This is a genomic window from Variovorax sp. LjRoot290 (genome assembly GCF_964253985.1).
Lineage (GTDB): Bacteria > Pseudomonadota > Gammaproteobacteria > Burkholderiales > Burkholderiaceae_C > Variovorax.
The window spans coordinates 4,734,670-4,758,835 of sequence record NZ_CAXURW020000001.1; the positions used below are offsets into that span (position 1 = coordinate 4,734,670).

Here is a 24,166-nt window from a genome sequence, read left to right on the forward strand (position 1 = left end):
GACCCTCCATGAACATCACGCTCTGCACGCTTTTCGAACGGAACTACCACTTCGGCGTCGCGGCGCTGGCGAATTCGCTGATCGCCGCGGGCTACACCGGCGAGCTGTGGGTCGGCTACCGCGGTGCCCTGCCAGGCTGGATCGTCGATTCGCCGGCCTTCGACCGCGCCACCGGCCGCCTGCAGGCGGCGCCCGGGCTGGTGCTGTGCATGCTGGAGCTCGACACCCCGCTGCACTTCACCTACTACAAGCCGACCTTCATCCGCGAGATGCTGGAGAAGCATGCGCCGCAATCGGATGTCGTGGCCTACATCGATCCGGACATCGTCGTGAAGTGCGACTGGCCCGCGCTGACCGGCTGGTTCACCGAAGACGGGATCTCGCTGGCCGAAGACGTCAACTGGTGCTTCCCTGCGCGGCATCCCAAGCGGCTGCTGTGGGCGCGCTTCTTCGAACCGCACGGCGCCACGCCGCGGCGCGGGCTCGACCGCTACTACAACGCGGGCTTCATCGCGGTCTCGCGCGCGCATCTCGAGTTCCTGGACCTGTGGCGCCGCCTGTGCGACCTGGTGGTGGCCTACAACGAGCATGCCAAGGAGCTCAAGGCCGGCGGTTCCGCCGCCCTGTTCCATTCGACCGACCAGGACGCGCTGAACTTCGCCCTCACCGTCTGCGAGGCGCCGCTGAACACGGCCGGGCCGGAAGCCATGGATTTCGCGCCCGGCGGCTACTACCTTTCGCACGCGGTCGGCTCGGTCAAGCCCTGGCACGGCGGCCACATCCGCCAGGCCCTGCGCGGCATGCCGCCCTCGGCCGCGAGCAAGTGGTACTACCGCTTCGCCAACGCGCCGATCAAGGCGTATTCGGACGGCGAGCTCGCCAAGCGCCAGCTCTCGCTGAAGATCGCCGCCGCCATCGGCCGGGTCTACAAGCGCGCCTGAGCCTCGTCGACGGCGTCCTTGCGCCACTCCAGCCAGCGAACGGCCAGGAGGAAGTACTGGTAGCCGAAATTGGCCAGGCTGGTGGCAATGCCGAAGCCGAGCACCGAGCGCAGATCGCTCACGCCCACCAGCCGCAGATAGAGGATCTGGGTGATCAGCGTCACCGCGATGCTGTAGGTCTGGCCCGCGGTCGCGCCGCGGACCGACAGGGTGCGGAAGGCAAAACCCGAGGCGTTCATCAGGATCGAGGCCAGGAACACCATCCACACCAGCGGCGTCATGCTGGCGTACTGCTTGCCCAGGAGCAGGATCCAGTACTGCGGGAAGAAGAAGGAAGTCAGCAGGACCAGGGCGCCCATGGCGAAATAGGCCACATGGGCCTGTGCCACGATCGCGCCGAGGCGCGCGCCCACCGGCGCCCGCGCGATGGCCGGGAACAGCAGGGTGTTGGTCACCCGGTCGACCACGATCAGCACCATGGCCAAGCGGCCGAAGGCGCCGACCTCGGCCATCATGCTGGCGGTGCCGAACAAGGACACCAGGAACACGGTGATCACGCCCTGCACCTGGTAGAAGATGGCCGGCAGCACCAGCGGCTTCGCGATCCGCAGCACCTGGGCGTCCACCTTCTTCGTGTCGGCCGCATCGAGATGGGCATCCGGCAACTGCTGTGTCCTGAAGGCCTTGCGGTACAGCATCACGCTGACGAAGCTCGCCGCGGCGGTCGCCGCCACGATGCCGGTCACCGACCAGGACGTCGCGGGCAGCAGGAGCACCACGCCGACGAAAGCGATGCGCACGCAATGGGACGAGAAGGCGATCCGGTTCAGGATCGGGATCTGGCCAAGGATCAGCAGCACCGTGTTGGCGTAGTGCTCCCTGAGCGCCAGCAGGACGACGGCGACCATGAGCAGCGACGCTGTGAGATAGGCCCACCCGGCCCACGCATGCTGCTGCGAGGTGTAGAACCAGTAGGGCCCGATCACGGCCAGGCCCAGCGCCAGCAACAGCCAGCGCTTGCGGAACACCTGGTGGCAGACGCCCACGACCCACGGCACTTCGCCCGCGCGCTGGCCGACGATGGGCAGGGTGCAATGGGCGAGCCCGAGGTCGGTGATGCCCAGGATCAGCGTCATGCACGCGACCAGGAAGGTGTAGGCCGCGTACTGGTCCTTCGGCATCACGTTGACGATGAGCAGGCCGGCAATGCCGCCGATGGCCACCCCGAAAGTTTCGACGCCGCCAACCATGGCGACCTGGCGCAGACGGGACAGGAGTTTCACAGAGGCAGCGCAGTCAGGGGGTTGGCCGGCGGCTGCCGGGTCGGGGCTCGTGCCCGGGATTTCCGGGCGGGGCCTCTACGATACGCGATGGCCGTGACCAAGGCCTGTTAACAGGCCCTAGATCAGCGGCGTGGGCCGCAGCGGCCGCTCGAAATAGTCGCCCAGCGTCTCGAGCACTTGCGGCTCGAGGATGCGCAGCCATCCGCTGTCGAGCTTGTAGAGCCCGAGTTGCTGCAGCCGCCGCAAAGTCTTGTTGGTGTGCACCAGCGACAGGCCCAATGCATCGGCGATGTGCTGCTGGTTGAACGGAAACACGACCCAGCCCTCGCGGGCCATGTCGACGCGTTCGGCGCGGCGGTAGAGATGCATCAGCAGCATCGCGACCCGCTCGGCCGCGTTGCGCCGGCCGGCGGTCACGAGGTTGTCGTCCACCATCTTTTCCTCGCGCGCCGCCAGCCACGTGATGTCGTAGCCCAGCTTGGGCTGGCTGTGAAACAGGTCCCAGAGCTGGTCGCGCGCAAAGACGCACAGCGTGACCGCGGTCACCGCCTCGACGCCGTGCGTGTGACTCTCGGCAAACTCGTCCTGCAGCCCGATGAAGTCGCCCGGCAGCAGGAAGCTCAGGATCTGCCGCCGGCCGTCGCTGAGCGTCTTGAAGCGAAAGGCCCAACCGGAATAGAGCGTGAACAGCTGCGCGCTGGGTCGGTCTTCCTCGACCACGGGCCGGCCGGCATCGACGACGCGCGTGCCCGTGCGGAAGGACTGGATGGCATGCAGTTCCTCGGGTGATACGGGCAGGAAAGCGGGGTTCCGGCGCAGACCGCACTCCTCGCACGGATGGGCGCAGCGCGGCGGATGGACAGGGGCCGGATAGTCCTCGAATTTCACCGACCCACTATAGGCCTTGCGCCTATGTCTTTTCACATTTCGCGCGCTGTTCGGCGCACCTACACTGCGCTCGCTTCCAACCCGCGACCGAATGACCGAACTCCACGAGATCCTCTATTGCAGCCTGCTGGCACCCGGCCAACCCACCGAAGTCGTGGGCCAAATCGTGACTCGGGCGCGAGCCCGCAACGCAACGGAGGGAATCACGGGACTGCTGGTGTTCGACGGCATGCGCTTCTGCCAGCATTTCGAAGGCCCGCGAAAGCAGGTGCTGGGCCTGCTGAACCGCCTGGAGGCCGACCCGCGGCACATCGAGATGCGCGTGGTCTATGAAGGCGGACTCTCGAAACGCCGCTACCAGCGCTTCGAGATGGGCCTGGCCCAGACCGAGGACGATGAGGAAGGCGAAGACCTCGCCATCCTTCAGCAACTCGACGGGGCCGAGGCGCTGGAGCGCTTTCTGGCGCTGCGCCCCCGCCTCGACATTGCTGGATAGCCGGCAAACCCCGACGGGCTAGGCCGTCGCGACATCCCAGCTGTAAGTGGCGCCGTGACTGTCCCAGGGCTCCATCACGATGCGCTCGCCGGCGGCGACGGCCAGCGTTTCGCCCGGTGCGAGCACCAGGTCTTCGCTGCCCCAGACATCGGTGGCATCGCGCGTGACCCACACTCGGCCTTGCCGGATGCGCAGGATGCTCGCGCTGGAGGCTCTGAGACTGGTCGCCGCGCCCGCGGACAGCTGCCATGCACCCCGGCGCACGGCCGGCGGTACGGCAGCCGGACGTGCCAGGGCCGGGGACGGGAACGTAGAGGTGGTGGTGCAAGCGGCGGACATGTGAGACTCCTGTAGAGGGTTTTCTCCGAAACGCAATTGCGCGCTTCGGGAATGAATGATCGGCGCTTCCCCGTTGGCGGTCCAATGAAAACGCGGTAGCCTACTGATTCCGATTTCGCATCAATCCAGCCCCACCCCATGCAGCATTCCCAGACCCATCTGCGCTCCCGCCCGATCTCGGCCGGTCACCTGCGCGCCTTCGAGGCCGTGGCGCGGCACCTGAACTTCCGCGCCGCGGCGGAAGAAATGGCGCTGACCCAGTCGGCCGTGAGCCGGCAGATCCAGTCGCTGGAAGAAGAGGTGGGCGTGAGCCTGTTCCTGCGCCATACGCGCGCGGTCGAGCTCACGAGCGCCGGCGCCCAGTTGCTGCTGGCGGTGCAGCAGTCGCTGCCGCGCATCGACGGCGCGGTGCGCCAGATCCGGCAGAGCGCGGGCCGCAAGAGCGTGTCGCTCACGACCTTTGCCTCCTTCGCCTCGATGTGGCTGATCCCGCGGCTCGAGGCCTTCCAGCGCGACAACCCCGAGATCGACATCCGCATCGACGCCACCGACACGGCGCTGGACATGGACCTCGCGGACATCGACATCGCGCTGCGCTACGGCCCCGGCGAGAGCATGCCGGCCGGCGCGGTGCGGCTCTTCGGCGAAACGCTGACGCCGGTGGCGAGCCCCTGGCTGATCAAGAGCAACCCCGCGATCAAGGCGCCGGCCGACATCGCGCGTTTCGCGCTGATCGAGGCCGGCGATGCGCACCGCACGCACCTCGAATGGCTCACCTGGCGCCGCTGGTTCGAAGTCAACGACCTGCATCGGGCGCAGCCCAAGCGCTGGCTCTATTTCAACTACGCCTACCAGATGGTGCAGGCCGCGCTCACCGGCCAGGGCCTGGTGCTGGCACGCAGCTCACTGATCGCCGAGAGCCTGGCCAACGGCGACCTGGTCGAGGTGCTGCCGCAGCACCGCATGGATTCACCGATGGCCTACTGGCTGATCGTCGGTCCGCGCAACGCGCAGCGGCCCGAGATCAGGGACTTCTGCGACTGGCTGCAGTCGCAGGCCGCGGTCACGCGCGAGACCATCGGCGAAGTGCCGGACCCCGACACCGTCGATCAGCTGGACTGAATCAGCCCGCCGGCCAGACTACGCCGTTGTCGTTGAGGATGGCGTCGAGCGGCAGATCGTGCGCCTCAGGCTCGAACTCCTCGATGTAGCCGTTCGTGAAGCCGAGCCCCACGGTGAAAGGCCGCGGCTCCAGCGCCGCCAGCGTGCGGTCGTAGAAGCCGCCGCCGTAGCCCAGGCGGTAGCCGCCGGCGCTGTAGCCCAGACAGGGCACGAACAGCAGCGTGGGCACGATCAGCTCGGTGTCCTTCGGCTTCGGAATGTTGAAGGCGTCGTTCTCCATCGGGCAGCCCGGATACCACGCGCGAAAGGTCAGGATCTTGTGGACGCGGTCGACCACCGGCAGGCCGATGCGCCGGCGGTGCGGCTCGTCCAGCAATTCCCCGTCTTCCTTCCAGCGGTGCAGCGCGGGCAAGGGATCGAACTCGCCCTTGATCGGCCAGTAGGCGCCGATCACGGTGTCGGGCCGGCCGACCAGCCAGATCCGCATCACGCGCTGCAGCAGGTCGGCGCGCGCGAGGCGGTCGGGCATGGCGAGGCGCTGCTCCATCAGCGCTTTTCGCAGCTGTTGCTTGAGAAAGTTGGCAGTTGCCGAGGTGTCGGCACCCTTTGACTTGTCCATAATCGCCCGATGCAGTTTGCAAGCATTTTGGCACCCGCGCCCCGCCGGCCCCGCGCGCCCTTCTCCACCCTCGTTCTTTCGCTCGTCCTCGCCACCGCGGCACTGCTGCAGCCGGCCTGCGCGCAAAACCGCGACGACGACGTGCTGGTGCAAATGAAGCAGGCCTTCCAGCGCGGCGACAAGGCGCGTCTCGCGGCCCTGCTGCCGCAGGCAAGAGGCCACGCGCTGGAACCCTGGGCCGCCTACTGGGAGCTCAAGGCGCGCCTTCAGGAAGCGAGCGCCTCCGAGGTGCAGGACTTCTTCTCGCGCTACGCCGGCACCTACCAGGAAGACCGCCTGCGCAACGACTGGCTGATGCTGCTCGGCCAGCGCCGCGACTGGGACGGCTTCGCCACGCTGCACCCGGCCTACCGCATGAACGACGATGCCCAGGTGCGCTGCTACGCCATCCTTGTCGAAACGCTGCGCGGCGGCAACGCCACCAAGGCGCAGGCCGACGAAGTCCGCCGCAACTGGCTGGGCCAGCGCGAGCTCGACGACGGCTGCCTGACCGCGGCCGACCGCATGATCGCGGCCGGCCAGATGTCGCCCAACGACGCATGGAAAAAGGCGCGCCTTTCCATCGAGGCCAACCGGCCGCAGGCGGCCCGCGCCGCGATCCTCCTTGCCGCGCCCGATGCCGTCGCGCAGTTCGACGAGCTGAATGCCAGCATGGCCAAGTTCCTGACCGGCCGCGCCTTCGTCGCCACCAAGGCGCGCAAGGAGCTGGTGGTGCTCGCGCTGATCAAGATGACCATCGCCGACCCGGACATGGCGGCCTCCCAGCTCGAGAGCAAGTGGGGCCCGATGCTGACGTCGGAGGAGCGCAACTGGCTCTGGGGCGCGATCGGCCGCCAGTACGCCGTCAAGCTCTCGCCGGCGGCGGGCGGCGCCTTCGCGAACGTCACGAAGAACGGCGACCTCTCCGACGACATGCTGGCCTGGAAGACGCGCGCCGCGCTGCGCAGCGGCCACTGGAAGAACGTGCAGGCCGCGATCGATGCCATGAGCGAATCGACGCAGCAGGATCCGACCTGGATCTACTGGAAGGCGCGCGCCCTCCACGCCCAGGGCGGTGACGAGCGCCGCGCCCAGGCGCGCGCGCTGTTCGAAAGCATTGCCGGCACGCGCGGCTTCTACGAACTGCTGGCGCTCGAAGAGCTGGGCGAGCGCGCCACCGTGCCGACCCGCCCGGCGCCGCTCACGGCCGAAGAAAAGGACGCGGCACGCAACAACCCGGCGCTCAACCGCGCTCTCAACGCGATCGCGATCGGCCTGCGCCCCGAGGGCACGCGCGAGTGGAACTACGCCACCAACCTGCACGACAAGGGCGGCATGGGCGACCGCGAACTGCTGGCCGCGGCCGACCTCGCCTGCCGGCGCGAAGTGTGGGACCGCTGCATCAACACCAGCGAGCGCACCAAGGGCATGATCGATGTCGAGCAGCGCTACCCGATGCCCTTTCGCGACACCGTGGTGCGCAAGAGCGAGGAGATCGGCCTCGACCCGGCCTACGTCTACGGCCTGATCCGGCAGGAAAGCCGCTTCATCATGGACGCGCGCTCGGGCGTCGGCGCCTCGGGCCTGATGCAGGTGATGCCCGCCACTGCGCGCTGGACTGCCAACAAGATCGGCCTCGCGGGCTTCACGCCCGGCCAGATCAACGACCGCGACACCAACATCACCATCGGCACCAACTACCTCAAGCTCGCGCTCGACGACTTCGACGGCTCGATGGCGCTGGCCGCCGCGGCCTACAACGCCGGCCCGGGCCGGCCGCGCAACTGGCGCAACGGGCCGGTGATGGAAGCGGCCATCTGGGCCGAGAACGTGCCCTTCAACGAGACCCGCGACTACGTCAAGAAGGTGCTCGCCAACGCCACCAACTACGCGGCCCTGATCACCGGCCGGCCGCAATCGATCAAGGACCGCCTCGGCAACGTGGGCCCGCGCGACGCCGCCGAGCCCGAGCCCAACAAGGACCTGCCCTGATGGCCTGGTGGGACGAAGCCGCGAGCACCATCGCGGCCGAGTTCTCGGACGTCGGCGACGTCGCCCAGTTCACGCGCATCCTGGTGCGCCTCTTTCTCGCGGCGGTGCTGGGCTTCGCGCTCGGTTTCGAGCGCGAACAGCACGGCAAGGCCGCCGGGGTGCGCACCCACATGCTGGTGGCGATCGGCTCCGCGCTCTTCGTGCTCGTGCCTCAGCAGACCGGCATCGTGCCGGCCGACATGAGCCGCGTGATCCAGGGTCTGGTGGCGGGCGTGGGTTTTCTCTGCGCCGGGACCATTCTCAAGCAGGGCCGGGACGAACGGCACGTGGAGGGCCTCACCACCGCGGCCGGCCTCTGGATGACGGCCGCCATCGGCATGGCCAGCGGACTCGGACGCGAGGTGACCGCGATACTCAGCGCCCTGCTGGCGCTGGCCGTGCTTGCGCTGGTGCCGCGACTGGTGGAGCTGATCGAGCGGATGATCGGCCCGCCTCCCGGCGGCGGTGCGAACGGGAAACCCCGCGTGATCGCCTCGCCCGACGACGAAACCAGGCGCTGAGCATCAATGGCGCACGCCTTCGGCATCAATCGCGCGCTGCCCAGCCGCTAGCATCGAGGGCTTTGCAGCAACCTGGAGGACCGCGATGCCCAAGCTCTACATCGGCAACAAGAACTACTCGTCCTGGTCGATGCGGCCCTGGGTGCTCATGAAGCAGGCCGGCATCGCGTTCGAGGAAGTCATGGTGCCCTTCGACGACTTCGATGCCGACTCGCACTTCAAGAAGACCATCCACGCGATCAACCCGACCGGCCGCGTGCCAGTGCTCGTGGACGGCGCCACCATCGTCTACGACACGCTGGCGATCTGCGAATACCTCGCCGAGAGCCATCCCGACAAGGCCCTCTGGCCGCGCGACATGGCCCAGCGCGCGCATGCGCGCAGCATCTGCGCCGAGATGCACGCAGGTTTCGGCGCACTGCGCACCCACTGCGGAATGAACATCGAGGCGGACCTGCGTGAGCAGGGCCGGATCATCCTGCGCGACAAGCCGGAGGTGGGTGTCGACCTCGCGCGCATCGTGCAGATGTGGAGCGGCCTCCTGGAAACCCATGGCGGGCCGATGCTGTTCGGCGAGTTCGGCATCGCGGATGCGTACTTCGCGCCGGTCGGCGTGCGCATCAGGACCTTCGGCCTGCCGGTGCCTGCCGCGATCACAGCCTATATCGAGCGCGTACAGCAGCTTCCCGGCGTGAAGGCCTGGATCGATGAGGCGCTGGTCGAGAAGCGCTTCGTCGTCATCGACGAACCCTACCGAATCGAGCGCTGAGCGAGATCCGGCATGAGGGGCCAGCACCTAAACTGCGTCCCATGCAAACCTATCTCGTCGGCGGCGCGATCCGCGATGCGCTGCTGGGTCGGCCCGGCAGCGATCGCGACTGGGTCGTGGTCGGCGCCACGCCCGAAGAGATGGTGGCCAAGGGCTTTCTGCCGGTGGGCCGCGACTTCCCGGTGTTCCTGCACCCCAAGACGCGCGAGGAATACGCGCTGGCGCGCACCGAACGCAAGAGCGCGCCCGGCTATCGCGGCTTCACCATCCATGCCGCGCCCGACGTCACGCTCGAGCAGGACCTGGCCCGGCGCGACCTGACGGTCAACGCGATCGCGCTGCCGGCAAACAAGGCCGCCAGCGCCATCGACACAGCGCACCTGATCGACCCCTTCCACGGCCGGCACGACCTTGCGCAGAAGCTGCTGCGCCACGTGACCGATGCCTTCCGCGAGGACCCGGTGCGCATCCTGCGCGTCGCACGCTTCGCGGCCCGCTTCACCGACTTCGAGGTCGCCCCCGAGACCATGGCGCTGATGCGCGAGATGGTCGCGGCCGGCGAAGTCGATGCGCTGGTGCCCGAGCGCGTCTGGCAGGAGCTCGCGCGCGGGCTGATGGAAGCCAGGCCCTCGCGCATGTTCGAGCTGTTGCGCGATTGCGGGGCATTGGCCGTGCTGCTGCCCGAGCTCGACCGGCTGTGGGGCGTGCCGCAGCCCGAAGCCCATCACCCCGAGGTCGACACCGGCCTGCACCTCATGATGGTGCTCGACATGGCGGCGCGGCTCGAGGCGCCGCTGGCGGTGCGCTTCGCCTGCCTGGTGCACGACCTCGGCAAGGGCAGCACGCCGCCCGAGGTACTGCCGCGCCACATCGGCCACGAGCAGCGCGGCGCGGCGCTGCTGCAGGCTGTGTGCGAGCGCTGGCGCGTGCCGGTCGAGCTGCGCGAACTGGCCGAGGTGGTGGCGCGCGAGCACGGCAACATCCATCGCAGCGGCGAACTCAATGCGACGGCGCTGGTGCGGCTGCTCGAACGCTGCGATGCATTTCGCAAGCCGGAGCGCTTCGAACAGGCGCTGCTGGCCTGCGAATGCGACGCGCGCGGGCGGCTCGGGCTCGAGGACAGCGCCTACCCGCAGCGCGAGCGCCTGCTGGCGGCACTCGGCGCGGCGCAATCGGTCGAAACGGAGCCCATTGCACGCGACGCACAGCTGGCGGGTGCAGCGGGCCCGAAAATCGGCGAGGCAATCGCCCGTGAGCGGGTTGCCGCCGTTGCAGCTGCGCTTCCGCCGCGCGCCTAGAAGACCGATTTGCGGTCTTGGCCGACGCCCCCCACTGCCCGAGTCTGCTATGGTTTTCCCCTAAATGCAGACGCCCCCCCGCCTCACGCCAGACGCTGCCCTGTTCCTCGATTTCGACGGCACGCTCGTGGCCATTGCCGAGACGCCCGAAGCGATCGAGGTGCCGACCTCCCTGGTCGCTCTGCTCGACGACCTGCACGACCTGCTGGGCGGCGCGCTGGCGGTCGTGTCTGGCCGGCAGATCGACGTGCTCGACCGCTTCCTTGCACCGCTGCGCCTGCCGGCCGCCGGCGAGCACGGCGTGCAGCGCCGCGATGCCGAGGGCCGGATGCAGGAGCAGCGCGCACCCGACCTCAGGATGGTGCTGGACGTCGTCAACGAGCTCGCGCGCGTCTACGAAGGCCTGCTGGTGGAACGCAAGCATGCCGCGATCGCCCTGCACTACCGGCTCGCGCCCCAGCTCGAAGCCGTCTGCCGCGACGCGCTGCTGCGCGCGATCGACGGCCAGCCGCAGCTGGAGCTGCTGCACGGCAAGTTCGTGTTCGAGGTCAAGCCCGCGGGCATCAACAAGGGCGTCGCGATCGACGCCTTCCTGCGCGAAGCGCCCTTCGCCGGCCGCATGCCGGTCTTCGCCGGCGACGACACCACCGACGAAAGCGGCTTCGCCATCGTGCAGCCGCGCGGCGGCGTGGCGATCAAGGTCGGATCGGGCCCCAGCCTGGCGCTGCACCGGCTGGATTCCCCGCGCGCCGTGTTCGAATGGCTGGTCCAGGCACGCGATCTGCTCGCGGGACCGGAATCCGACACGGAAGGAAAACCTGCATGACGACGAATCTGAAAGAGGTCGCCGCGCCCGAAGACCGCGCCGGCGAGTCGATTGCCGGCGCCGCCGGCGCGAGCGACAAGGCAGCGCCGCATCCCGAGGTGCTGGACGCACCCGCTGCCCGCCGCGGCTTCGTTGCGCCGGCCAACCCCTCGCTGAAGCTGGGCGTGATCGGCAACTGCGCCTTCAGCGCGCTGGTCGACGAGCGCGGGCGCATCGTCTGGTGCTGCCTGCCGCGTTTCGACGGCGAGCCGGTGTTCAACGCGCTGCTGCATCCGGCCGAGGATGCGAGCGCATGGGCCATCGAAATCGAGGACTTCGCATCGGCCAAGCAGTGGTACGAGCCGAACACCGCCGTGCTGCGCACCCAGCTCTTCGACAGTGCGGGCCAGGGCCTCGAGATCACCGACCTGGCGCCGCGCTTTCACAGCCGCTCGCGTTATTTCAGGCCGCTCACAATCGTTCGCCGCGTCAGGCCGATCCAGGGCACACCGCGCATCCGCGTCTCGCTGGCCCCTCGCTTCCAGTGGGGCGCGACGGCGCCGACCATGACGCGCGGCAGCAACCACATCCGCTATGTGGGGCCCGACTTCGCGTTGCGTCTCAACACCGACGCCCCGGTCTCGCACGTGCTCTCGCGCCAGCCCTTCGTGCTGTCGCGCGAGCACAACTTCGTGTTCGGCGCCGACGAGACGCTGACCGACGGCATCGCCGACACGGCGCGCCATTTCGAGCAGGAAACCATCGCCTACTGGCGCACCTGGAGCAAGCGGCTCGCGATCCCCTTCGAGTGGCAGGACGCGGTGATCCGCGCCGCGATCACGCTCAAGCTCTCGCTCTACGAGGACACCGGCGCCATCGTCGCCGCCATGACCACCAGCATTCCCGAGGCGCCGGGCAGCCAGCGCAATTGGGACTACCGCTTCTGCTGGCTGCGCGACGCCTTCTTCGTGGTGCGCGCGCTCAACAGCCTGTCCGAGGTCGGCACCATGGAGGACTACCTGCGCTGGCTCAGCAACGTCGTGATCGGCTCGCACGGCCAGCACATCCAGCCGCTCTACGGCATCGGCCTGGAGCGCGAACTGCCCGAGTCCTTCGTCGAAGGGCTGGCCGGCTACCGCGGCATGGGGCCGGTGCGCGTGGGCAACCAGGCGCAGGAGCACTTCCAGCACGACGTCTACGGCAACATCGTGCTCGGCGCCTCGCAGGCCTTCCACGACCACCGGCTGCTCAGCCGCGCCGGCGTGGCCGAGTTCCCCCACCTCGAAGCCGTGGGCGAGCAGGCCATCCGCGTCTACGGTACGCCCGATGCCGGCATGTGGGAGCTGCGCACGCGCGCGCGCGTGCACACCAGCTCGGCGCTGATGAGCTGGGCCGCCTGCGACCGGCTCGCGAAGGTGGCGCGCGCGCTCGGCCTGCCGGAGCGCGCGGCCTACTGGCACGGCCACTCCTCGCGCATGCACGAGGAGATCCTCACCAAGTCCTGGTGCGAGGAGCGCCAGGCCTTCGCCGAGAGCTTCGGCGGCCACGAGCTCGATGCGAGCATCCTGCTGATGGCCGAGGTCGGCCTGATCGATGCGCGCGACCCGCGCTTCATCTCGACCGTCGAGGCCATGGAGAAGTCGCTCTGCGACGGTCCCTACATGCGCCGCTACGAGGCGGCCGACGATTTCGGCAAGCCCGAGACGGCCTTCAACATCTGCACTTTCTGGCGCATCGACGCCCTGGCCAAGATCGGCCGCAAGGCCGAGGCGCGGCAGATCTTCGAGACCATGCTGGCGGCACGCAATCCACTGGGCCTGCTGTCGGAAGACACGCACCCGGTCACGGGCGAGATGTGGGGCAACTTCCCGCAGACCTATTCGATGGTCGGCATCATCAATGCGGCGGTGCGGCTGTCGGCTCCCTGGGATTCGTGCATTTGAAACCGGCCGCGATCACAAGGAGCCCATGAGCCGTCTCGTCGTCATTTCCAATCGCGTTGCCGATCCGCGCAAGCCCGCGGCCGGCGGGCTGGCCGTGGCGCTCGGCGAAAGCCTGCAGCTGACCGGCGGCCTGTGGTTCGGCTGGAGCGGCACCATTGTCGAGAACGGCCCGACCGGCGAAGGCGATATGCACCGGCAGCAGGCCGGCAAGGTCACGCTCGCCACCCTCGACCTCGGCCGCGAAGACCACGACAGCTACTACCTCGGCTACAGCAACGACGTGCTGTGGCCGGTGTTCCACGACCGGCTGGACCTGGCCAACTTCGAGGCCAGCTTCATCGGCGGCTACCGGCGTGTGAACCAGCTGTTCGCGCGCAAGCTGCTGCCGCTGCTGCAGGACGACGACATCATCTGGGTGCACGACTATCACCTGATCCCGCTCGCGGCCGAGCTGCGCGCGATGGGGTGCAGGCAGCGCATCGGCTTCTTCCTGCACATCCCGCTGCCGCCGCACATCATCATGGCGGCGGTCCCGCAGCACGAATGGCTCATGCGCTCGCTCTTCGCTTACGACCTGATCGGCTTCCAGGCCCAGCAGGACGTGCAGCATTTCGAGCAGTACGTGCGCAACGAGGCCAACGGCGCCTTCATGGGCAACAGCATCTACCGTGCGTACGGCCAGACCGTGCGCTGCGGCGCCTTCCCGATCGGCATCGACGTCGACGAGTTCGCCGCGCTCACGCATGCCAAGGAATCGCGCGACATGTACGAGACCATGAAGCGCGAGTACTCGAGCCGGCGCCTGCTGCTGGGCATCGACCGGCTCGACTATTCCAAGGGCATCCCGAACCGCGTGCGCTCCTTCCGCGAACTGCTGGCCAACTACCCCGAGAACCGCCGCAGCGCGACCCTGATCCAGATCGCCTCGCCCACGCGCGAGACGGTCGACGCCTACGCCGACATCCGGCGCGAGCTCGAATCGCTGTGCGGCGCCATCAACGGCGACTACGGCGAGCTCGACTGGATGCCGGTGCGCTACATCCACCGCATGGTGGCGCGCAAGCGCGTGCCGGGGCTGTGCCGTGCGGCCGCGGTCGGACTGGTGACGCCGCTGCGCGACGGCATGAACCTGGTGGCCAAGGAATACATCGCCGCGCAGGACCCGGCCGATCCGGGCGTGCTGGTGCTCTCGCGCTTCGCCGGTGCGGCCGAACAGTTGAAGGAAGCGCTGCTGGTGAACCCCTACGACACGCACGGCACCGCCGAGACCGTGCAACAGGCGCTGCAGATGCCGCTGGAAGAGCGCCGCGAACGCCACCAGAAGCTGCTGGCGCGCATCCGCGAGCAGGACGTGCACTGGTGGCGGCGCAGCTTTCTCGAGGCGCTGCGCGCGGCCGAGAGCGTGCGCTAGCTCGCGAAGAGCAACTGCACCAGCCGCGCGACGCGCGAACTCACGGCCGGCACCGCGGGCGCCACTTGCGGCACGCCCCTGAGGCGCACCGGCGTCAGCGCCGTGACCTCGATCCAGCCGCCGCGCCCGGCAAGGTAGGCCTCGCCTTCGTCGAAGCTGTTCTCCACGCTGAACACGGTGTCGCCGAACCAGGACGGCGGCGACACGATGCGCACGCGGCCTTCCATGACCAGCAGCGAGGCGCCCGCATCGACCGCCAAGCGCAGCGATTGGCCGGGCTCGAGCCGCGTGGTTTCGGAAAGATCGCTGGTCATGGCTGGCCTCTTTCGATGCAGAGTGGGGATGGCTGAATCGTAGGCAGCGGGCTGCCGCAAAAACAGGCACAGCCAAGGGCAATCGGAAGCGCAACAGTGGCGCTCCGAACCCATCTGTTATGGTCGTTTTCCCCCACATCTGCATCTGTTTTCCCTGCCCTCATTGCCGGAGCATCGAAGCCATGGACTCACCCCCGCTCTACCGGCAGCTGGCCACGCACTACCTCGACGCGATCCGCGCCGGCTCGCTCAAGCCCGGCGACAAGCTGCCCTCGCTGCGGCGCCTGATGCGCCAGCACGACATCAGCCTCTCGACCGCGCTGCAGCTGTGCCGCGCGATGGAGAGCGAAGGCTGGGTCGAGGCGCGCGAGCGCTCGGGCTACTTCGTGCGGCGCCCGCGGCGCCTGTCGATCGCGGCCATGGACGAGCCCGCGGCCGACCGGGCGCCCGACCCGGCGCAGTACGTCGGCATCCACGCCAAGGTGTCGGACTTCGTGGCGCGCCGCCGGCAGATCCCCGAGAAGCTCAACCTCTCCATCGCGCGCGGCGCGCCGGAGCTCTATCCGGCCGAGGCGCTGCGCAGCGCCATGACGCGCATGCTGCGCCAGCACCCCGGCATGCTGGCGGTCGCCGCGCCGCTGAAGGGCCATCGCCAGTTCCGCGAGGTGCTCGCCCAGCGCAGCCTGCGCGTGGGCATGACGATCTCGCCGGAGGACATCCTGGTGACCAACGGCTGCATCGAGGCGCTCAACCTCGCGCTGCGTGCCGTGGCGCAGCCGGGCGACACGGTGGCCGTGGAGTCGCCCACCTTCTACGGCCTGCTGCAGGTGCTCGAGAGCCTGGGCATGCGCGCGCTGGAGATCCCGACCAGCCCGCAGACCGGCATCTCGATCGAGGCGCTGGAACTCGCGATCCGCACCTACGACAACATCAAGGCCGTGGTGGTGGTGCCTCACCTGCAGAACCCGCTGGGCAGCGTGATGCCCGATGCCCACAAGGCGCGGCTCGCGCAGCTGTGCGAGCAGCACGCGATTCCCTTGATCGAGGACGACACCTACAGCGAGCTCATCGATGCGCAGATGCCGCCGCGCGCGCTCAAGTCCTGGGATGCCAGCGGCAACGTGATCCATTGCGCCTCGCTGCACAAGATCCTCGCGCCCGGCCTGCGGCTGGGCTGGATCGCGGCCGGGCGCTGGCAGGCGCGCGTGGAGATGCTCAAGTTCGCGCAGACGCGCAACAACGAGGGACTCTCGCAAGGCGCGGCCGGCCTGTTCATGGCCACCGGCGCCTACGATCGCCACCTGCGCCATCTGCGCAACTGCCTGAAGACGCAGCGCGAGCAGACCGCCGATGCGATCGCGGGCTACTTTCCTGCAGGGACCCGCATCAACCTGCCACCCGGCGGGCTGCAGCTGTGGGTCGAGCTGCCCGAGCGCCTCTCCTCGTCGCGGGTCTTCGATGCGGCGCTGGCCGAGCGGATCGTGGTGGCGCCCGGCACGCTGTTCTCGAACTCCTCGCGCTTCGACCACTACATGCGCATCAACTGCGGTTGGCCCTACGGCGAGACGGTCGATGCCGCCCTGCGCCGCCTGGGCCAGATCGTCGAGACGTTGAGCCGGGGCGCAGGGAAGGCACAGACGACTCGGCCATCGCCTGCACCCGCCTGGTCGCCTGAGGCGCGCCGGCTTCAGTCGAGCAGCGCCAGCGCCGCGTAATCACCCACCTTGTCGCCCAGCCCTGCGGGCACCAGCACTGCACCGCGCGTCAAAGCGACCAGCTTGCCGTCGACCTGCGCCTGCAGGCGCGGCAGCAGGAAATCGCGGTTGTTCCAGAACACGCTGCCGCCCAGGCTGATGCGCTGCAGATCGAGCGTGGCGACCAGGTTGTAGAGCATGCGGCCCATCACGCGGCACAGCGCATCGGTGGTGGCCAGCGCCTGCGGATCGCCCGCGGCCGCCGCGGCGAAGAGATCCGCGGCCGGATGCCCGAAGCGGCGCGCGATCGAGTTGCCGGCGGCCAGGCCCTCGACGTCGCCGACATTGCCGCAGCCGCACAGCGCGTTGCTGTCGTCGTCGACCACGAAACTGTGGCCCGCATGGCCCGCATTGCCGTTCTTGCCGTGCAGGATGCGGCCGTCGACGCACAGGCCGACGCCGACGCCGGTGCTCCAGGTGACGTAGGCGCAATGATCGGCGCCCTGCAGCGCGCCCCAGCGGCGCTCGGCCTCGAGCGCGGCCACCGCGTCGTTCTCGACCCGCACGTGGTCGAAGCGCCGCTTGAGCGGCGCCTCGACGATCGCCGTCATCCATTGGTTGGGCAGGCCGCGCGCCGGACCCGCGATGCCGCCGCAGATATTGGGCGTGGCGAGTTCGACCATGCCGTCGCGCAGCACGAAGGGACCGGCCGAGGACACGCCCACGCGGTCGATCGAATCGGCGGCGATGCCCTGCTCGGCGCAGATCTCGTCGATGAGCCGCAGGATCTGCAGCGCCACCGCATCGTTGTCGCCGGTCTTGGCGGTCGGTTCGCTGCGCCGGCCGATCAGCGGGGATGTGCTGTCGGCCGACAAGCTCACGGCCACCTTGGTGCCGCCGATATCGACACAAGCTCTCATCGAATCAAATCCACTTTGCGATCAAGGCTGCGATCGTGCTGAGCACCACCGTGCTTCCGATCGGCAGCTGCCATTCGCGCCCGAAGGCGCGGAACTCGAAGTCGCCGGGCAGGCGCCCGAAGCCGTAGCGCCGCAGCCACTCGGTGAGCCCGCTCATCAGGACCAGTGCAAGCACGACGACGATCAGCCAGCGAATCATGGGAAGAGTCTAGCTCTGCCAGCGACAGGCCGCCCGAACGCATGACGCAAAACTCCAAGACCGCGGGGCCGCGTCTGCAATCATCGAAGCTCTTTCCAATTCGAGGAGCACATCATGTTCGACCCCACCCCCCGCGCCGGGCTGGCCGGCCTGCTGTGCGTGCTGGCCGCCGGCATCGGCGGTTGCGATGCGCGGGGCGCCATTCATTCGGCAGCCCAGGCCACCGAGGCCTGGAGCGACCACGGCAAGGTCATCGTCTGGCAGGGCATGGAGGAGCCGCGCGAACGCACATCCGCCGCGCGGACCGAAGGCGCGGGTGGCCCTGTCAACGATCTGTGAGGAAGGCGCGGTGGCCGCAGCCGGCTTCTCAGGCCGCCAGCCGCAAGGCCGGCGGCATGACCGTGCGATGCGCGAACGCCGAACGCAGCGCGGCCGCAGCCCCGTCGCCGTCGCGCAGATGGCGCGGCGTCACGCCGGCGGTTTCGCCGAAAACGCGCGTCATGTGCGCCTGGTCCGCAAAGCCGTGTTCCGCGGCCACCTGCGCCAGCGGCATGCCGTCGGCGATCGCGCAGGCCGCGCGCTGGAAGCGCACCAGGCGCGCGTAGGTGCGCGGCGCCACGCCGAGACAACGCCGGAAATCGCGCTCGAGCTGGCGCCGGCTCACGCGGTGCCGGCGCGCCAGCTCGTCGATCGGCGTGTCGGCCGCGTCGAGCAGCGACATCGCCGCGGCGGCCGCGCGCTCGACCTGCCAGCCCAGCGGGCGGCGTTCGCCAAAGCGGGTTTCGAGCCAGCGTCCGAGGACCGCACCGCGCTCCTCGCCGGACGTCGCATCGATCAGCGCAATCAGGCCCAGCAAGGCCGGATGCCGCGAGGGCGGGATCGCCGCGTGGATGGCGTGAACTGACATCGAAAGAACTCCCGCGAGACAGTGAGGGGAGCATCGATTGTTCGGATCACGGCGCGGGTTGTCGTGAGGCGACTGTCCCGGTTCGAGCGCTGCGGGTGCGCCGGACGGGTGATCGGGCGGGACAAAGGTCCCGCGTCGACTGCTTGCTTCAGCGGCCGCCTGCCGCGCCCAGCACCGCGAGCGCCTCCCGGTGCAGCGCCGGCGTGGCCGCGGCGATCACGCGGCCGTCGGACTGCAGGCCCAGCGGCTGGCCCTGCCAGTCGGTGATCACGCCGCCGGCCGCCTCGATCAGCCCGGCGGGGCCCAGGTAGTCGTAGGGCTGCAGGCCGGTCTCGACCACCAGGTCGATGGTGCCGCCCGCGAGCTGCGCGTAGCCGTAGCAGTCGCCGCCGAAGCGGCGCATCGCGCAGCGGCGGCTCAGCGTGTCGAAGGCCTGCCAGTCGGCGGCATTGAAGATGTCGGGCGAGGTGGTGACGATGCGCGCCTCGGCAACAGCGCTGCAGCTGCTCGCGCGCACCGCCTGCCCATTGCGCTCGGCACCGAGGCTGTGCAGGCCGACCCAGCGTTCGCCGAGCACCGGCATGTCGATCATGCCGAGCTCGACGCGGCCGCCGCGCACCAGCGCGATCAGCGTGCCCCAGAGCGGCGAACCGGTGATGAAGCTGCGCGTGCCGTCGATCGGGTCCAGCACCCAGACGCTCGCGGCATCCACGCGCTCCAGGCCGTGCTCCTCGCCGAAGATGCCGTCGGCCGGGCGCTCCCGGCCGAGGATCTCGCGCATCGCGGTCTCGGCCGCGCGGTCGGCCTGGGTGACCGGACTCTCGTCGGCCTTGGCAATGATGTCGAGCGGCGTGCGGAACAGGCGCAGCGAATGCGCGGCCGCGGCGTCGGCCAGCGCGTTGGCGATGCGCAGATCGTCTTGCGAAGGGAGGTGGGAGCTCATGGCGCGAGAAGGCAAAAAAATAGATTAAACCTGACAGCAGGCTGCTTTGACGCCCCACGCCCAGCGCCGCTAGCATCGGCTGGACTTGCGTGACCCGCTCTTTGGAGTCCGATGCCAATGAACACACTTCGATTCCTGCAAGCCCTGCTGGCCGCGATGGCTTTTGGGCTGTGTGCGGCCAGCCCGACCCACGCCACCCCCTCGGCCTCCGAGCAGAGGGTGATCGAGACCCTGATCCAGCGAGTTGCCAGCCAAAAATCGATGAAGTTCATGCGCAATGGCGAGGAGCACGATGCCACGGAAGCGGCGCAGCACCTGCGCGCCAAGTACGACCACTTCAAGGACAAGATCGTGACCGCCGAGGATTTCATCCGGCTGTGCGGCACGCGCTCCGAAGTGACGAAGGTGCCCTACAAGGTCCGAACGGCGGACAAGCGCACGCGCAACTCGAGCGATTTCCTGAAGGACGAGCTTCGCCTGGTGAGACGTCAGGCCAAGGCCTGAAGCGCTTCGTCGCGGCCAGGCTTCAGAACGGCAGATCGCCCTCGATGGTCGTTCGGTAGAGCTTGCGTCGCAGTTCGTCGGGCGTGCCCGCGGCCAGGTGCATCAGCGAGCGGTTGTCCCAGAACACCAGGTCGTGCGGCGCCCAGCGGTGGCGGTACACGTACTCGGGCTTCACGCTGTGCGCGAACAGCTCGGCCAGCAACGCATCGCTTTCCTCCTGCGGCAAGCCGACGATGCGGGTCGTGAAATGTTCGCTGACGAACAGCGCCTTGCGGCCGGTTTCGGGATGGGTGCGCACCACGGGCTGAACCGCGGGCGCGACCTTGTCGATCTGGGCCTGCGAGAGCTTGGGGCGCCACGGATTCTTGGCGCGCAGTTCCTCGTACTTGGCGAGGTAGCTGTGCTCGGCCTTCAACGGCAGGATGCGTTGCTGCATCCCGAGGCTCAGGCCCTCCCAGGCGAGATGCTGGTCGGCGAAGAGCGTGTCGCCACCCTCGCTCGGCAGTTCCTGCGCATGCAGCAGCGAGCCGAGGCTGGGGTGAAGCTTGTAGGAAATGTCGGAATGCCAATAGGCGCCTGCGTCGCCGAGGCCGAGCGGCTCGCCGTCGGCCTTCTTGATGTTGGAGACAATCAGGATCTCGGGATGGCCCTCGAGATGAAACTGGTGCAGCACATGGATCTCGAGCGGGCCGAAGCGGCGGCTGAAGGCGATGTGCTGGTCCGGCGTGATCTGCTGGTCGCGGAACACGAGCACGTGGTGGTCCAGGTGCGCGCGGTGGATGCGCCTGAAATCGGCTTCGTTGATTGGCCTTCCGATGTCGAGGCCGACGATCTCGGCGCCGACCGGTGCATCGAAGGGGCGCACCTCGAAGTCCTGATGCGGCGCGGTATCTGCGGTCGGGGCGGCAGTCATGCGGCCCATTCTCGACGAATTGTCCAACCGCTTCAGAGCGTGTGGCTGCGGTCGCCCTCGGCAAAGCCCAGGGCGTCCCAGGGCTCGCCGGCCGCGAAGCCGATCACCTTGAACAGCTCGCCCATCTCGTGCTCGTGGATCAGGCGCGCGGCCAGCGTGCGCTCCGCCAGGGACGCCTGCTCCATCATCGGCAGGATGCCCGCGTTGAGCAGAAACCTCGCCTGGCTCGTGTAGCCCAGCACCTCGAGGCCGGCCTCCTGGCCCGCGAGCGCCACACCGGTGAAGTCGACGTGGGCCGTGATGTCCTTCTCCCCCACCTCCGCCAGCGGATCGCCGTCCGCCTGGTGGCCGCGGTGGCACATCACGGTGCCCATGTGGCGCTGCGGGTGGTAGTACTCGGCTTCGGGAAAGCCATAGTCGATGAAGAAGGCCGCGCCCTCTTTCAGCCTGTCGGCCAGCGTGGCAATGAAGGCCTGGGCCTGCGGATGGATTTCGGTCAGGTAGTCGTGCGCGCCCTCCACCTCCACCGGCGGCCGCAGTTCGGTCGGACGGTCTTCCCAGACGAAGCCCTCGCCCCGGCGCACCACGCCGCGTTCGAACCACGCACCGCCGCTGCGCGCCAGCAGCTGCACCGGCATCGCATCGAGCACCTCGTTGCCGACCACCACGCCGCGCATCGTCTCCGGCAGCTCGGCCAGCCACTCGACCTTGCCGGCGTGGCGCGCCAGCGCCTGCTGCTGGCGCTCACGCAGCGTGCCGGACAGGTCGACGATGCGATAGCGCTCGACGCGATCGCCCAAAGCGTCGAGCAGCTGCAGCGCGAGCGCGCCCGAGCCGGCGCCGAACTCCCAGAGCTCGTCGGTGCCGGTCTTCGCCAGCGCCTCGGCCACCTGCACGGCCAGGGCGCGGCCGAACAGCGGCGTGAGCTCGGGCGCGGTCACGAAGTCGCTGCCCGAGGCGGGCATCTGGCCGAACTTGCGGCTCGCGTTGGCGTAGTAGCCCAGGCCCGGCGCATAAAGAGCCAGGGCCATGAAACGGTCAAATGGCAGCCAGCCTCCGGCGCGCTGCAGGGTGGCATCGATAATCCGGGTCAAGGGGGTGGCGCGTTGCGCGCTGTGCTCCTGGTTCATACGGGAAATCTATCAGGATGGCTGAATCGACCCCACGCCCCGGCGTGCTCGTGACCGGCGGCGGCCAGCGGCTCGGCGCCGCGGTCTGCGAGGCCTTCGCGCGCGCGGGCTGGACGGTGTGGTGCCAGTACCGCGCCTCGCGCGCGCAGGCCGAGGCACTGTGCGCGCGCCTGCGCGACGAGGGACACCGTACCACGGCCATCGAAGCCGACATCGCGAGCGAAGAGGGACGGCGCGCGCTGATCGCCAAGGTCACGGCCGACGGCCCGCTGGGCTGCATCGTCAACAACGCCTCGGCCTTCGAGCCCGACACCGGCCTGGATTTCGACGCCGATGCCGCGCTGCGCCAGCTCGGCGTGAACCTGGTCGCGCCGCTGTCCCTGGCACGGCTGCTCGCGAAGAGCGCCGCGCCCGGCGACGGCATCGACCGTTCGGCCATCCACATCCTGGACCAGAAGGTCTACAACCTGAACCCCGATTACTTCTCCTACACGGTGTCCAAGCTGGCGCTGGAGCGCGCCGTGGCGTTGCAGGCCCAGTCGCTGGCGCCCGCGGTGCGGGTGTGCGGCGTGGCGCCCGGCATCCTCTACACCAGCGGGCCGCAGAACCAGGCCAACTTCGAAAAGGCCTCGCGCGCCAACCTGCTGTGCCGGCCCATCGATCCGGCCGACGTCGCCCGCGCCTGCGTCTTCCTCGCCGGCACGCCCAGCGTGACCGGCACCACCCTTTGCGTCGACAACGGCCAGCACCTGGTGCCGCTGGCACGCGACATCATGTTCGTCGTCGACGAGCTGCTGAAAAAAGGCTCCACACCATGACCACTGCCGCCCTCGACCCTCTTCTGCTCTCGTGCCGGCGCGTCTTCCTGCGCAACTACGAGGTCTGGATCAACATCGGCGTGCACGAGTTCGAGAAGCGCGCCGAGCAGCGCGTCATCATCAATGTCGATCTCTACGTGCCGCTGGACGTCTCGACGCCGACGTCGGACGATCTCGACGAAGTGGTCGACTACGACTTCATCCGCCGCACCGTCGCCACGCGCCTCTCCAAGGGCCACATCCACTTGCAGGAAACGCTGTGCGACGACATCCTGACGCAGGTGCTCGCGCATCCCAAGGTGCAGGCCGCGCGGGTGTCGACGGCCAAGCCGGATGTGTACCCCGACTGCGAGGCCGTCGGCGTTGAAGTTTTCAGGAGCAAATGATGAGTGCGGTATGGATCGACGAAGCCCCTTCGTCCACCAACAACAACGTGAAGATCGAGCGCGAGACCCACAAGCTCGAAAAGCGCCTGTGCCGCGAGGTCGGCCGCGCGATCGTCGACTACAACATGATCGAGGAAGGCGACAAGGTCATGGTCTGCGTCTCGGGCGGCAAGGACAGCTACGCGCTGCTCGACATCCTGCTCAAGTTGCGGGCCCGCGCGCCGATCCACTTCGACATCGTCGCGGTCAACCTCGACCAGAAGCAGCCCGGCTTTCCCGAAGATGTGCTGCCGGGCTACCTCACTGCGCTCGGCGTGCCCTTCCACATCGAGGAGCAGGACACGTACTCGATCGTGAAGCGCGTGATCCCCGAGGGCAAGACCACCTGCGGCCTGTGCAGCCGTCTGCGCCGCGGCATCCTGTACCGCGTGGCCGACGAGCTCGGCGCCACCAAGGTCGCGCTGGGCCACCACCGCGACGACATGCTGCAGACCTTCTTTCTCAACATGTTCTTCGCGGGCAAGCTCAAGTCGATGCCGCCCAAGCTGGTGAGCGACGACGGCCGCCACATCGTGATCCGGCCGCTGGCCTATGTGGCCGAGAAGGACCTGGTTCGCTGGGCCCAGCACCGCGAGTTCCCGATCATTCCGTGCACGCTCTGCGGCAGCCAGGAGAACCTGCAGCGCAAGCAGGTGGGCGAGATGCTGCGCGAATGGGACCGCAAGCACCCGGGGCGCGTCGAGAACATGTTCAATGCGCTGCAGAACGTGGTGCCTTCGCATCTGCTGGACGGAACGTCCTTCGATTTCAAGGGTCTCAAGGCCACCGGCGTGGCCGATGCCGAAGGCGACAAGGCATTCGACGCACCCGAGTTCCCGGCGCCGTCTGCGCTGCGCATCGTGCAACTTTGAGGGACGGCGCTTCCACGAGGAG

The 24,166-nt window shown here is 68.6% G+C and carries 27 protein-coding genes; 16 read left to right on the forward strand and 11 right to left on the reverse strand.

Annotated elements, in window-relative coordinates; all coding sequences use genetic code 11:
* Positions 1-8: 8 nt before the first annotated feature.
* The gene (locus ACSQ9A_RS23490) at positions 9-941 is read left to right on the forward strand and encodes a hypothetical protein (protein WP_436305393.1); all 933 of its coding nucleotides are present in this window, start codon (positions 9-11) and stop codon (positions 939-941) included.
* Here ACSQ9A_RS23490 and ACSQ9A_RS23495 read toward each other — a convergent pair.
* On the reverse strand, positions 926-2,224 hold the full coding sequence (locus tag ACSQ9A_RS23495) for a hypothetical protein (RefSeq protein ID WP_436305394.1): 1,299 nt from the start codon (positions 2,222-2,224) through the stop codon (positions 926-928). The two genes, ACSQ9A_RS23490 and ACSQ9A_RS23495, sit on opposite strands and share 16 nt — an antisense overlap.
* 117 nt (positions 2,225-2,341) lie before the next feature.
* Complete coding sequence (locus tag ACSQ9A_RS23500; RefSeq protein ID WP_436305395.1) at positions 2,342-3,112, reverse strand: Crp/Fnr family transcriptional regulator; 771 nt, start codon at positions 3,110-3,112, stop codon at positions 2,342-2,344.
* A gap of 91 nt (positions 3,113-3,203) precedes the next feature.
* Between ACSQ9A_RS23500 and ACSQ9A_RS23505 the strand changes: the two genes are divergently transcribed.
* Positions 3,204-3,608, forward strand: a complete 405-nt coding sequence (locus tag ACSQ9A_RS23505) for a BLUF domain-containing protein (protein ID WP_436305396.1) — start codon at positions 3,204-3,206, stop codon at positions 3,606-3,608.
* A gap of 18 nt (positions 3,609-3,626) precedes the next feature.
* Here ACSQ9A_RS23505 and ACSQ9A_RS23510 read toward each other — a convergent pair whose 3' ends face one another.
* Positions 3,627-3,947, reverse strand: a complete 321-nt coding sequence (locus ACSQ9A_RS23510) for a DUF2917 domain-containing protein (RefSeq protein ID WP_436305397.1) — start codon at positions 3,945-3,947, stop codon at positions 3,627-3,629.
* Positions 3,948-4,085: 138 nt separating this feature from the next.
* Here ACSQ9A_RS23510 and ACSQ9A_RS23515 point away from each other — a divergent pair, with 138 nt between their 5' ends.
* Positions 4,086-5,069 (forward strand): LysR substrate-binding domain-containing protein, encoded by a 984-nt coding sequence (locus tag ACSQ9A_RS23515; RefSeq protein WP_436305398.1) that lies wholly within the window; start codon positions 4,086-4,088, stop codon positions 5,067-5,069.
* A 1-nt stretch (position 5,070) separates the two neighbouring features.
* Here the strand turns inward: ACSQ9A_RS23515 and ACSQ9A_RS23520 are convergent, their stop codons facing one another.
* Positions 5,071-5,688 (reverse strand): 5-formyltetrahydrofolate cyclo-ligase, encoded by a 618-nt coding sequence (locus tag ACSQ9A_RS23520; protein ID WP_436305399.1) that lies wholly within the window; start codon positions 5,686-5,688, stop codon positions 5,071-5,073.
* Between the two features lie 9 nt (positions 5,689-5,697).
* On the opposite strand from ACSQ9A_RS23520, the gene ACSQ9A_RS23525 reads away from it, so the two are divergent.
* From ACSQ9A_RS23525 to otsA, 7 genes are all read left to right on the forward strand, one after another.
* Positions 5,698-7,719 (forward strand): transglycosylase SLT domain-containing protein, encoded by a 2,022-nt coding sequence (locus ACSQ9A_RS23525; protein WP_436305400.1) that lies wholly within the window; start codon positions 5,698-5,700, stop codon positions 7,717-7,719.
* Complete coding sequence (locus ACSQ9A_RS23530; protein WP_436305401.1) at positions 7,719-8,279, forward strand: MgtC/SapB family protein; 561 nt, start codon at positions 7,719-7,721, stop codon at positions 8,277-8,279. Before ACSQ9A_RS23525 ends, ACSQ9A_RS23530 begins: the two co-directional genes overlap by 1 nt.
* Before the next feature lie 85 nt (positions 8,280-8,364).
* Positions 8,365-9,048: a glutathione S-transferase family protein gene (locus tag ACSQ9A_RS23535; RefSeq protein WP_436305402.1), complete on the forward strand. Its 684-nt coding sequence runs from the start codon at positions 8,365-8,367 to the stop codon at positions 9,046-9,048.
* 41 nt (positions 9,049-9,089) lie between these two features.
* Complete coding sequence (locus ACSQ9A_RS23540; protein ID WP_436305403.1) at positions 9,090-10,346, forward strand: multifunctional CCA addition/repair protein; 1,257 nt, start codon at positions 9,090-9,092, stop codon at positions 10,344-10,346.
* Positions 10,347-10,410: 64 nt separating this feature from the next.
* Positions 10,411-11,172 carry a trehalose-phosphatase gene (otsB, locus tag ACSQ9A_RS23545; protein ID WP_093104113.1) on the forward strand — a complete coding sequence of 254 codons (762 nt, stop codon included), beginning with the start codon at positions 10,411-10,413 and terminating at the stop codon, positions 11,170-11,172.
* Positions 11,169-13,094 (forward strand): glycoside hydrolase family 15 protein, encoded by a 1,926-nt coding sequence (locus ACSQ9A_RS23550; protein WP_436305404.1) that lies wholly within the window; start codon positions 11,169-11,171, stop codon positions 13,092-13,094. The genes otsB and ACSQ9A_RS23550 overlap by 4 nt, the downstream gene beginning before the upstream one ends.
* A gap of 25 nt (positions 13,095-13,119) precedes the next feature.
* A complete protein-coding gene (gene otsA / locus ACSQ9A_RS23555) occupies positions 13,120-14,505 on the forward strand; it encodes an alpha,alpha-trehalose-phosphate synthase (UDP-forming) (RefSeq protein ID WP_093104110.1) in 1,386 nt (461 codons plus the stop codon).
* Here the strand turns inward: otsA and ACSQ9A_RS23560 are convergent.
* Positions 14,502-14,819, reverse strand: a complete 318-nt coding sequence (locus ACSQ9A_RS23560) for a hypothetical protein (protein ID WP_436305405.1) — start codon at positions 14,817-14,819, stop codon at positions 14,502-14,504. The two genes, otsA and ACSQ9A_RS23560, sit on opposite strands and share 4 nt — an antisense overlap.
* Positions 14,820-15,001: 182 nt before the next feature.
* On the opposite strand from ACSQ9A_RS23560, the gene ACSQ9A_RS23565 reads away from it, so the two are divergent.
* A complete protein-coding gene (locus ACSQ9A_RS23565) occupies positions 15,002-16,534 on the forward strand; it encodes a PLP-dependent aminotransferase family protein (RefSeq protein WP_436305406.1) in 1,533 nt (510 codons plus the stop codon).
* Here ACSQ9A_RS23565 and ACSQ9A_RS23570 read toward each other — a convergent pair.
* Together ACSQ9A_RS23570 and ACSQ9A_RS23575 are read right to left on the reverse strand one after the other, a co-directional pair.
* Entirely contained in the window at positions 16,507-17,433 is a 927-nt protein-coding gene (locus ACSQ9A_RS23570; RefSeq protein ID WP_436305407.1) for an ROK family protein, read from the reverse strand. The two genes, ACSQ9A_RS23565 and ACSQ9A_RS23570, sit on opposite strands and share 28 nt — an antisense overlap.
* 4 nt (positions 17,434-17,437) lie before the next feature.
* Positions 17,438-17,632: a DUF2905 domain-containing protein gene (locus ACSQ9A_RS23575; RefSeq protein ID WP_093104104.1), complete on the reverse strand. Its 195-nt coding sequence runs from the start codon at positions 17,630-17,632 to the stop codon at positions 17,438-17,440.
* Positions 17,633-17,746: 114 nt separating this feature from the next.
* Between ACSQ9A_RS23575 and ACSQ9A_RS23580 the strand changes: the two genes are divergently transcribed.
* On the forward strand, positions 17,747-17,971 hold the full coding sequence (locus tag ACSQ9A_RS23580; protein ID WP_436305408.1) for a hypothetical protein: 225 nt from the start codon (positions 17,747-17,749) through the stop codon (positions 17,969-17,971).
* Between the two features lie 28 nt (positions 17,972-17,999).
* Here ACSQ9A_RS23580 and ACSQ9A_RS23585 read toward each other — a convergent pair whose 3' ends face one another.
* Both ACSQ9A_RS23585 and hisN read right to left on the reverse strand, forming a co-directional pair.
* Positions 18,000-18,539, reverse strand: a complete 540-nt coding sequence (locus tag ACSQ9A_RS23585; RefSeq protein ID WP_436293586.1) for a helix-turn-helix transcriptional regulator — start codon at positions 18,537-18,539, stop codon at positions 18,000-18,002.
* Between the two features lie 148 nt (positions 18,540-18,687).
* The gene (gene hisN, locus ACSQ9A_RS23590; protein WP_436293587.1) at positions 18,688-19,482 is read right to left on the reverse strand and encodes a histidinol-phosphatase; all 795 of its coding nucleotides are present in this window, start codon (positions 19,480-19,482) and stop codon (positions 18,688-18,690) included.
* Between the two features lie 117 nt (positions 19,483-19,599).
* Between hisN and ACSQ9A_RS23595 the strand changes: the two genes are divergently transcribed.
* A complete protein-coding gene (locus ACSQ9A_RS23595) occupies positions 19,600-19,986 on the forward strand; it encodes a DUF5329 family protein (protein WP_436305409.1) in 387 nt (128 codons plus the stop codon).
* A gap of 22 nt (positions 19,987-20,008) precedes the next feature.
* On the opposite strand, the gene ACSQ9A_RS23600 is transcribed toward ACSQ9A_RS23595, so the two are convergent.
* Entirely contained in the window at positions 20,009-20,899 is an 891-nt protein-coding gene (locus tag ACSQ9A_RS23600) for a TauD/TfdA dioxygenase family protein (protein ID WP_436305410.1), read from the reverse strand.
* A 32-nt stretch (positions 20,900-20,931) separates the two neighbouring features.
* Positions 20,932-22,029, reverse strand: coding sequence for a class I SAM-dependent methyltransferase (locus ACSQ9A_RS23605; protein ID WP_436305411.1), 1,098 nt, complete (start codon positions 22,027-22,029; stop codon positions 20,932-20,934).
* Positions 22,030-22,046: 17 nt separating this feature from the next.
* Here ACSQ9A_RS23605 and ACSQ9A_RS23610 point away from each other — a divergent pair, with 17 nt between their 5' ends.
* From ACSQ9A_RS23610 to ttcA, 3 genes are read left to right on the forward strand one after another with little or no spacing between them, the layout of a single operon-like run.
* Entirely contained in the window at positions 22,047-22,847 is an 801-nt protein-coding gene (locus tag ACSQ9A_RS23610; protein WP_436305412.1) for an SDR family oxidoreductase, read from the forward strand.
* Complete coding sequence (locus ACSQ9A_RS23615) at positions 22,844-23,233, forward strand: dihydroneopterin aldolase (RefSeq protein ID WP_436305413.1); 390 nt, start codon at positions 22,844-22,846, stop codon at positions 23,231-23,233. The genes ACSQ9A_RS23610 and ACSQ9A_RS23615 overlap by 4 nt, the downstream gene beginning before the upstream one ends.
* On the forward strand, positions 23,233-24,144 hold the full coding sequence (gene ttcA, locus ACSQ9A_RS23620; protein ID WP_436305414.1) for a tRNA 2-thiocytidine(32) synthetase TtcA: 912 nt from the start codon (positions 23,233-23,235) through the stop codon (positions 24,142-24,144). The genes ACSQ9A_RS23615 and ttcA overlap by 1 nt, the downstream gene beginning before the upstream one ends.
* Positions 24,145-24,166: the final 22 nt, after the last annotated feature.